This is a genomic window from Emticicia sp. (genome assembly GCF_049241225.1).
Lineage (GTDB): Bacteria > Bacteroidota > Bacteroidia > Cytophagales > Spirosomataceae > Emticicia.
Genome location: NZ_JBMLRC010000252.1, coordinates 17,943 through 27,831, shown reverse-complemented (window position 1 = coordinate 27,831; position 9,889 = coordinate 17,943). Strand labels below are relative to the sequence as shown.

The window sequence follows — 9,889 nt, the reverse complement described above, 5'->3', positions numbered from 1 at the left end:
AATCAAACAAAACCTTTGTAAACCTATGCAAAAACCACTATTCAATCAAGCATTTCTGCTTAAAATGATGAAAATTTCGCTAACACAATGTTTTCTCGCATTTGTACTAGTGTTACAGTCTTTGGCCCATAACGGCAAAGCACAAGATTTACTCGAAAAGAAAGTTTCGGTGAATCTGCAAAATGTAAATATGCAAGATGCCATTTCTGAAATCGGGAAAGTGGCTGACGCAAAGTTTTTCTATAGTTCAAAAGTAATTTTATCTGACAAGAAGATTAGTTTGCAAGTACAAAACCAACGATTTTCTGAGGTACTAAGTCAAGTTTTTTCACCTTTACACATTTCATATAAAGTTTATGGCAATCAGATTGTTCTAAACTCAGTCATAGAAGAAACAAAGACTCAAGACCACGATAATGTCATGCCCGCAATGCCCATTGCTGACCCGATTTCGGGTAAAGTAATTTCGGTTAAGGGAGAAACCTTACCTGGGGTAAGTATAGTCGTGAAAGGTACAAAACGAGGCACAAGTACTGAGGTAGATGGAAGTTATAAAATAAACGCCAGCAAAGGCGAAGTTTTACAATTTTCATTTGTTGGTTATCAAAACCAGGAAATTACTGTTGGTGATAATAATGAAATCAATGTTACGCTGGTAGAAGCTGCTTCACAACTTAGTGAGGTGGTAGTAATTGGCTCACGTGGGCAACCCCGCACCGATGTTGAGCGTGCGGTGCCAGTTGATGTGCTTAGTGCAAAAGAATTACAAGCAACCGGGCAGGTAGAACTCGGTCAAATGGTTCAGTTTAATTCCCCTTCATTTAATTCGGCAAAAACGGGTATTAATGGTGTGGCAAATTATGCCGATCCCGCAACACTCCGTGGCCTTTCGCCTGACCAAGTGCTTGTCTTAGTCGATGGTAAACGACGTCATCAGTTTTCAGCCTTGAATCTTAATGTAACTGTTGGTTTAGGAACTGTCGTGACCGACATGAACTCAATTCCTTCATTAGCCCTTGACCGGGTAGAAGTTTTACGTGATGGTGCGGCTGCACAATATGGCTCTGATGCAATTGCAGGAATTGTGAATTTGGGCTTGAATAAAAGCGTTGGAAAAGGCACATTCAAAACCCAGTACGGAATTACAAAAATGGGCGATGGTGGCACTTACATGGGTGCGTTGAATTATGGTTTTAAGCTGGGTAAAGAAAAAAGCTACCTCAATATGACGCTTCATTATCAGCACGCCAATGGCACCGACCGCTCTGATTTCTATAATCCAAGACCTGTTGCGGGTGGTACATATACAGGTATATATTCGTCAACTCAGGCCACTGATGAGGCAACTCGCAAAACAAGAGGGGTTTGGGGTGAATATGGTACATTTAAAGTAACAAAATACGGAAGCAATCAAAATACGGCTTACCAAGGTTTTTATAATTTAGGGTATCCGATTAACGATAAGTGGAATTTATATAGTTTTGGAGGCGTCTCAGCCAAAGATGTTTTAGCATATGGATTTTTCAGAGTAGCTAACCCTTCTAATGCCAATTCAACTCCAGAGATTTTCCCAGATGGATTTACACCCGAATTACCTGGCAAAACAATAGATTACTCATCGGTTGTGGGTTTAAATAGGAAAGTTATAGATGGTTGGAATCTGGATTTCAGTGCGGGATATGGCTACAATTACCTAGATTTATGGGCGAATAATACAGTAAATCCTTCAATGGGGGCCTCCTCTCCTACTGATTTTTATGTTGGCCGTAGTGCGGTTGGACAAACTACTCTCGAGACAAACATTTCTAAGAATTTTAAAGGTTTACTTGGCACAAAGAATACAAACATAGCTTTTGGCAGCCAGTTCAGAGCCGAACAATTTCTCTTGAAGCAAGGAAGCCCCGAATCTCACCAAGTTGGACCATTGGCCACTTCTAAAAACAAAGCACCCGGTTCGAGTGGTCGCCCAGGAATTGCCCCTGCCGATGAAACCGATGCGACAAGAAATAATATCGGTGTGTATGCAGACGTAGAAAGTGATATTACGAACAAATTTTTGATTGCAGCGGCACTTCGCTATGAAAATTACAGTGATTTTGGCAGCAATGTTTCTGGAAAATTAGCAGCTAGATTGAAACTTAGCGAAAACATTTCGATCAGAGGTTCGATAAATAAAGGTTTTAGAGCTCCATCATTACAGCAAACTTATAATAGTGTAACGACATCAACCGTACAGGCAGGAGCAATTATCCAAACTAAACAATTACCTAATTCCGACCCTCGTTTAGCTCAACTTGGTATCGAAAAACCCAAAGCAGAAAATTCGCTTAACTATAATTTAGGTATTACGGCAAAAGCAGGTGACAAATTCTTGTTTACTTTAGACGCCTACCAAATTGATATCACCGACCGTATCATCCTTTCTGAGCGGATGATTGTGAATAGCATAGCTGCCCTCAAGCCGTTGTTTCCCGGTATTAGCGAAATACGTTTCTTCACTAATCATATCAATACCAGAACGAGAGGAATCGATTTCGTAACTACCTTCAATCATAAATTTAACTCAAAAAGTAAACTCACTGCAAGTTTGGCCCTGACGTTTAATGAGACTAAGCTTACTTCGCAGAAGCCAACCCCAAGTTTATTGCAGGCAGGCACATCAACTAAAATCTTAATGATCGATACTGTTAGCATCAGCCTCATCGAAACTGCACAGCCACGTCAGAAAATACTAGCATCAGTTGGTTATCAAATTAATAAGTTCAATGCAAATGTTAGAGCTTCTTACTTTGGCCCAGTAACGGCTTGGGAAAAACCAGTAGGCAGACCACATATTACGCAAACTTTCGGTGGAAAAACCCTCATCGATGTGGCTCTTACTTATGCCTTTTCCCCAAAGCTCTCAATCACTTTGGGTAGCAATAACATAACCGATGTATATCCAGATAGAGTATTAGCTAATTTTGCTGGATACACCAACGGTCAGATACCTTTTACTAGAAATGCGAATCAATTTGGTTTTAATGGAGCATTTTATTACGTCAATGCCACAATAAATTTTTAGACCGCTATAGACATGAGATTTAAAAGACTACATTTGTTTGAGAATGGTAGAATGTGGGCGGTTTTGAAGTAATGTTTTTATCGAATGTCAATGCTAAATAATGGCTAACCTGTTTTTATTGATAACATGCCTTTCGTTGGGGGGAATCCTCCAACGAACCAAAGGCTTTCCGAAAGATGCCTATTTGGGTTTGAATGCAGTTATTATTAATATATGCTTACCAGCCATAACGCTGCTCTATACAAGCGAGATTTCTTTTGAAGCAAATCAGTTGCTCGTTATCCTGACGCCATACATTTTATTCATCAGTTCGTTTATATTTTTCAAAATTATTGCCAAAAGCCTGCACTTCGACAGAAGCACCACAGGGGCTTTAACAATTACCGCCGGCATAAGTAGCATATCTTTTGTGGGTTTCCCAATTTTTGAATTATTGTATGGCAAAGCGGGTGTTCAGATGGGAATCCTGATGAGTCAGGCGGGTTCTTTTGTTGTTTGTGGCACACTCGGAATCATGACAGCCTCGTATTATTCAGCATCAGAGCCTTCGGTAAAATCAATTGCTAAAAGTATTTTCACATTTCCTCCATTTGTAGCTTTTTGTGTGGCTGTATGTTTAAATGTCCTTGATTTACATTTTCCGAGATATATAGGAGAAATTTTACAAAAAATGGGTAGTCCGTTTACTGTACTCGCCTTATTATCTGTAGGTTTACAAATCAATGTATCTAAAGCTAATATTGCACAAAAACCACTATTATTAGGCTTATTTTTCAAACTATTGGTTGCACCATTGATAATCTTTATATTATATCTTATATTGCTTCAACAAAACATGCTATTACATGAAAACACTTGGATTGGTAAAATGTGCGTGGTTGGAGCAGCTTTGGGCTCAATGAATACAGCCTCAATTATTGCCATCAACCATAAATTAAATCCACCTTTGGCAAGTTTAATGATTGGCATCAGCATTCCACTATCGCTAATAACAGCCGTATTATGGCACTATTTATTGATTTTTTTCTGAAATACACTTTTTCAAAAATAACCCTAATAAAATTCCGAATAATAAAATTTTACAATGAAAAAACTCTTTACCAATCTTACATTTTGGGTACTTACAGCCATTGTTTGTGGTGTTTTACTTGGCCATTACAATCCCGAATTTGCCCTACAACAAATCTTTGAAAAGGGTTTTAAACAGAACCTAGTTATTTCCGAATTTGAAATCAAAAATACATTTTCTGAGTTTCTAAGCAGCCTTTTCATCAGCTTCGTAAAACTCTTTATCAATCCAATCATTTTTCTAACAATCACCCTCGGAATCATCTCGATGGGCGATTTGAAAAAAGTTGGAAAAGTTGGAGCAAAAGCACTACTCTATTTTGAAGTCGTAACGACAATCGCACTATTGGTGGGTGTTGTGGTAGCAAATTTAATTCGGCCCGGTGATGGAGTAGTTACTGATGCGATCAAGGGCGGAGATATTTCAAAATACACCAAAAGTGCTACGGAATTTAGTTGGTTGAAATTCTTCTTGGATAATGTTACACTTCAAGTTTTGGTATTAGCCATTGTTTTGGGTATTGCATTCAGCAATTATTCTGGCCGACAAAAAGTGGTAGATTTTCTAGCTCCAATCTCCAAAAAAGTATTTTGGGCTTTGCATAAAGTTATGCTTTTTGCACCAATCGGAGCATTTGGTGGTATGGCTTTCACTATTGCCAAATATGGTATTCAAACCCTACTTCCCCTCGCAAAATTGATGGGAACTGTCTATGTAACAATGGCAATCTTCGTTTTTGTGGTGCTTTATTTCATTCTGAGATACTACAAAATTAGTCTTTGGAAATTCTTGAAATTTATTCGTGAAGAGCTACTCATTGTTCTTGGTACTTCTTCTTCGGAGGCAGGTTTGCCATCATTGATGGAGAAATTAGAGAAAATGGGCTGCTCAAAATCAGTTGTCGGATTGGTTGTTCCTGCGGGATATTCGTTCAATCTCGACGGTACGACTATCTATCTCTCAATGGCAGTTATTTTTTTGGCACAAGTTTTCAATGTGGATCTAGATATGCAACAAATTCTGACGATTATCGGCATCCTGATGGTCACCTCAAAAGGAGCAGCGGGCGTAACGGGTAGTGGTTTTATTGTTTTGGCTTCTACACTAACAGCTGTAAAAGTTATTCCAGTAGAAGGTTTAGCACTGCTTTTGGGTGTTGACCGATTTATGTCTGAAGCCCGTGCCATAACCAACTTTATTGGAAATGGCGTAGCAACGATCTGGATTTCAAACAACGAAAACGAATTCGACCGCTCTAAAATGGAAGCAGCTTTTGCACATGTAGGCGACTTTGAAGATATAGTAAAAGATAACATCAACAATGAGTAAAAACTATGCAAAAAGCTATTTATCTAAGCAAAAACAGTTATTTCATCAAAAAAAAGATATTTTCTTTAACTCTAAAAACTTTCAGTCTTACCTTCGCAGTATCAAACTAATCTTTATTCGAAAATGAGTAAACAAAATTTAAAAGAAGAAGCACTTCATTACCACGCGAAAGGGCGTCCAGGTAAAATTGAGGTTGTTCCAAGTAAAGAATACGCTACTCAAAAAGACTTATCTTTGGCGTATTCTCCCGGGGTAGCCGAGCCGTGTATGGCTATTTTTGAAAATCCAGAAGACGTTTATAAATATACGGCGAAGGGAAATCTTGTGGCTGTAATCTCAAACGGAACTGCCGTTTTGGGTTTGGGAGATATTGGTCCGGCTGCTGGAAAACCCGTAATGGAGGGAAAAGGGCTTTTATTTAAAATTTATGCCGATATTGATGTATTTGATATTGAGTTAAATACTAAAGATGTTGACGAATTTGTACGTACAGTAAAAATTCTAGAACCAACTTTCGGTGGTGTAAACCTTGAAGATATTTCGGCTCCTGAATGTTTTGAAATCGAAGAACGCCTAAAGGCCGAATTGAATATTCCGGTAATGCACGACGACCAGCATGGTACTGCCATTATTTCGTCGGCGGCGTTGCTCAATGCCCTAGAATTAGTAGAAAAAGATATTTCGCAAGTAAAAATAATTATCAACGGTGCAGGTGCTTCGGCCATTTCTTGTACTCGCTTGTATAATTCATTAGGTGCTGATAAAAAGAACATTTTCATGTTCGATAGCAAAGGTTTGATTCACCCAAGCCGCACAAATTTGGATGGAAAGAAAATCGAATTTGCCAACGATAACATGCCAGCCGAAACAACATTGGCAGAAGCTTTAGTTGGTGCTGATGTGTTTGTGGGTCTATCAAAAGGCAATATTTTGAGCCAAGACATGGTAAAATCAATGGCAAAAGATGCGATTGTTTTTGCAATGGCCAATCCAACACCTGAGATTTCGTATGAAGATGCCATTGCTGCCCGTGAAGATATCATCATGGCAACTGGCCGTTCGGATTACCCAAATCAGGTGAATAACGTACTTGGTTTCCCGTACATTTTCCGTGGTGCCTTGGATGTTCGCTCGAAAGTTATTAACGAAGAAATGAAATTGGCGGCCGTGCGTGCATTGGCCGATTTGGCGAAAAAACCAGTGCCAGATGTAGTAAACTTAGCTTACGGCGAAACTAATCTTTCATTCGGCCGAACGTATATCATTCCAAAACCTGTTGACCCTCGTTTACTCACAACTGTTGCTCCAGCAGTAGCAAAAGCAGCCATGGAAACTGGCGTTGCGAAGTTCCCTATTACCGACTGGGAAGCTTACGATACACAATTGGCCAAACGTTTGGGACAAGATAATTCGCTCAAGAAAGTAATTACTAATAAAGCAAAACTACATCCTAAACGTGTAGTTTTTGCCGATGCCGAAAACTTGACGGTGCTGAAAGCAGCACAAGAAGTGCAAGACGAGAAAATTGCAACGCCGATTTTGTTAGGTAATGTTGCAAAAATCAATCAATTGCTCGAAGAAAACAATATCGACCTTCCTTACGCAGAAATTATCGACTCTCGCTCGGCTGACCAAGAGGAACGTTTGGCAAGATTTGGGGCTATTTTCTACGAAAAACGTAAGCGTAAAGGCTACAATCATTTTGAGGCAATGCAGTTGATGCGTAATCGTAACTATTTTGGGGCGATGATGGTAGAAACGGGTGAAGCAGATGCAATGATTGGCGGTATGACACGAAATTACCCTGAAACAATTCGTCCAGCACTACAAATCATTGGTCGCCAAGAAGGTGTGAAGAAAGTTTCGGGTATGTATATACTAATGAGTCGTTTTGGTCCGCTTTTCTTGGCCGATACAACTGTAAACTTCAATCCAACTGCCGAAGAAATCGTTGAGATTACCGAATTGGCAGCAAAAGAAGTGGAGAAATTTAATATTAAGCCAAGAATCGCTCTCCTCACCTACTCAAATTTCGGTAGTGCCGATGGCGATGATGCTGTAAAAATGCAAAAAGCGGTGAGCATTTTGAAAGACAAACACCCAACAATGGTTGTTGATGGTGAAATGCAAGCACACTTACCATTTGATATTGACTTATTGAAAGAAAATCACCCATTCAGCGATTTAGTTGATGGCCGTGCTAATACATTGATTTTCCCTAATTTATCGGCATCAAATATTGCTTATAATATTGTGAAAGAAGTAGCAAATATTGATAAAATCGGACCAATTTTATTAGGTGTAAAAAAACCAGTTCACGTACTTCAATTGGGTAGTACCGTGCGTGAAATTGTGGACATGGTGGCCATTGCCGTTGTGGAAGCACAGGGAAAATAAATCTTACTGAATGAATAAAGCCCCCACAGAACATATTTTTTTCTGTGGGGGCTTTTATTTTAAGGTACTTTTTAACAAACAAATAGTAAAATTTACCGATTTTTCAAAAAACACTTGCACTATATGAAAACATTAACATATATTTGTATTGTAATCAAAAACAAGAAATGTTAGCAGAAGCAAACGACATAAAAATTAACAAAGAAAAGTATGAAAAAGCAGCCTATATCTTAAAGGCTGTGGCTCATCCTACTCGTTTGGCTATTATTCAGTTGTTGGAAATTCAAGATAATCTAACGGTAAACGAAATCTGCGAAACGCTTGAATGTGAGCAATCATTGATTTCGCACCACTTGATAAACATGAAATTACGCGGGATTTTGAAATCTCACAAAGATGGCCTCAACGTTTATTATTCACTCAAACAACGTGAAATTACCAAACTCTTGAGCTGCATCGAAAATTGCGAATGCAATATGTGATATTTTTTTTGCAAACTATATGAATAAATTATCATATATACATATTAAATAGATAAGTTTGATAGAGTATCAAACAAATTACCTTTTTTATAGTACAAATTACACAAACGCATGGAAATACTTGGTTTTATTGGAGCATTAATGATGGGCTTGACACTCGGGCTAATCGGCGGAGGTGGCTCGATTCTTACAGTACCTATTTTAGTTTATTTATTCTCAGTCGATACAGTTTTGGCCACGGCCTATTCGCTATTCATCGTTGGGCTTACGAGTCTAATTGGTTCATTTAGTCATATTTCGCAGGGAAATGTACATTGGCGTACGGCAATCGTCTTCGGTATTCCATCAATTATTAGCGTTTACCTGACTCGAATGTATTTTGTACCTCTTATTCCTGAGCAAATTCTTACGGTAGGCAGTTTTTCACTCACAAAACCTATTTTGATTCTGATTTTCTTTGCGGTACTGATGGTTTTTGCCTCTTATACAATGATTAGAGAATGTAAGAAATGTAAAGAAAAACAAGTTGGCGAAATCAAATACAATTATCCATTGATTTTGCTGGAAGGGTTGGTTGTTGGCACAATCACGGGGCTTGTGGGTGCAGGTGGAGGATTCTTGATAATTCCTGCCTTGGTAATCTTGGCTAAACTACCAATGAAACAGGCGGTCGGTACCTCGTTAGTAATCATTGCCCTCAAATCTTTGATTGGTTTCATGGGCGATGTGAAGGGCAGCGAAGCCATAAATTGGCACTTTTTGGGCAATTTCTCGGTTATAGCTATAATCGGAATTGTGCTTGGAAGTATGCTTTCTAAAAAAGTTTCGGATGAAAAACTAAAACCTGCCTTCGGATATTTTGTCTTGGTCATGGGGCTTTATATCATCACAAAAGAGTTATTTTTTCATCACGCCTAAACCCAAATTCTGTAATGAATGATCTTGAAAGAAAAAAACATTGGGAAAATATCTACCAAACAAAAAACTTTACAGAGGTTAGTTGGTATCAAGAAAAACCCGAAACATCGCTCAGGTTTTTAAATGAATTTAAAGTTGAAAAAACAGCAAAAATAATTGACATAGGCGGTGGTGATAGCTATTTGGTTGACCACTTGCTTGACCTAGGATACGAAAATATTACAGTACTTGATATTTCGGAAGCAGCACTCAAAAAAGCTCAAAAACGTTTAGGTAAAAAAGCCAAAAAAGTTAAATGGATTGTTGCCGACATTGCGACCTTCGAGCCAAATGAACAGTATGATTTTTGGCATGACAGAGCAGTTTTTCACTTCCTAACCGAAGAGAATGAGATTACAAATTATCTAAAATCTACTCAAAAAGGTATAAAGCCAGCAGGGGTTTTGATTTTAGGGACATTTTCGGAGGAAGGTCCTAGCAAATGCAGTGGAATTGAAATAAAACAGTATTCTGAAAGCTCAATGACCGAACGCCTAAAAACATTTTTTGACAAAGTAAAATGTATTACAGTTGACCATATTACACCTTTTTCAACGATACAAAACTTTATCTTTTGTAGTTTTAGAAAGA

Annotated in this window: 7 protein-coding genes; all 7 read left to right on the top strand. The window is 38.5% G+C overall.

Annotated elements, in window-relative coordinates; genetic code table 11:
- Positions 1–25 precede the first annotated feature (25 nt).
- Positions 26–3,064: a TonB-dependent receptor domain-containing protein gene (locus tag ACOVO2_RS13570; protein ID WP_421770499.1), complete on the top strand. Its 3,039-nt coding sequence runs from the start codon at positions 26–28 to the stop codon at positions 3,062–3,064.
- A 100-nt stretch (positions 3,065–3,164) separates the two neighbouring features.
- Positions 3,165–4,094, top strand: coding sequence for an AEC family transporter (locus ACOVO2_RS13565; protein WP_421770498.1), 930 nt, complete (start codon positions 3,165–3,167; stop codon positions 4,092–4,094).
- 54 nt (positions 4,095–4,148) lie between these two features.
- Positions 4,149–5,462: a cation:dicarboxylate symporter family transporter gene (locus ACOVO2_RS13560; RefSeq protein ID WP_421770497.1), complete on the top strand. Its 1,314-nt coding sequence runs from the start codon at positions 4,149–4,151 to the stop codon at positions 5,460–5,462.
- Positions 5,463–5,585: 123 nt separating this feature from the next.
- A complete protein-coding gene (locus ACOVO2_RS13555; protein WP_421770496.1) occupies positions 5,586–7,859 on the top strand; it encodes an NADP-dependent malic enzyme in 2,274 nt (757 codons plus the stop codon).
- Positions 7,860–8,026: 167 nt separating this feature from the next.
- Positions 8,027–8,341: an ArsR/SmtB family transcription factor gene (locus ACOVO2_RS13550; RefSeq protein ID WP_421770495.1), complete on the top strand. Its 315-nt coding sequence runs from the start codon at positions 8,027–8,029 to the stop codon at positions 8,339–8,341.
- 111 nt (positions 8,342–8,452) lie between these two features.
- Positions 8,453–9,259 (top strand): sulfite exporter TauE/SafE family protein, encoded by an 807-nt coding sequence (locus ACOVO2_RS13545; RefSeq protein ID WP_421770494.1) that lies wholly within the window; start codon positions 8,453–8,455, stop codon positions 9,257–9,259.
- A gap of 14 nt (positions 9,260–9,273) precedes the next feature.
- Positions 9,274–9,889: class I SAM-dependent methyltransferase (locus ACOVO2_RS13540; RefSeq protein WP_421770493.1), on the top strand; the 616-nt coding region annotated here is incomplete at its 3' end.

What these genes read in the sequence shown, in the direction of transcription:
- ACOVO2_RS13570 (WP_421770499.1), top strand. Translation starts at nt 26, where the DNA reads ATGCAAAAACCACTATTCAATCAAGCATTTCTGCTTAAAATGATGAAA.
- ACOVO2_RS13565 (WP_421770498.1), top strand. Translation starts at nt 3,165, where the DNA reads ATGGCTAACCTGTTTTTATTGATAACATGCCTTTCGTTGGGGGGAATC.
- ACOVO2_RS13560 (WP_421770497.1), top strand. Translation starts at nt 4,149, where the DNA reads ATGAAAAAACTCTTTACCAATCTTACATTTTGGGTACTTACAGCCATT.
- ACOVO2_RS13555 (WP_421770496.1), top strand. Translation starts at nt 5,586, where the DNA reads ATGAGTAAACAAAATTTAAAAGAAGAAGCACTTCATTACCACGCGAAA.
- ACOVO2_RS13550 (WP_421770495.1), top strand. Translation starts at nt 8,027, where the DNA reads ATGTTAGCAGAAGCAAACGACATAAAAATTAACAAAGAAAAGTATGAA.
- ACOVO2_RS13545 (WP_421770494.1), top strand. Translation starts at nt 8,453, where the DNA reads ATGGAAATACTTGGTTTTATTGGAGCATTAATGATGGGCTTGACACTC.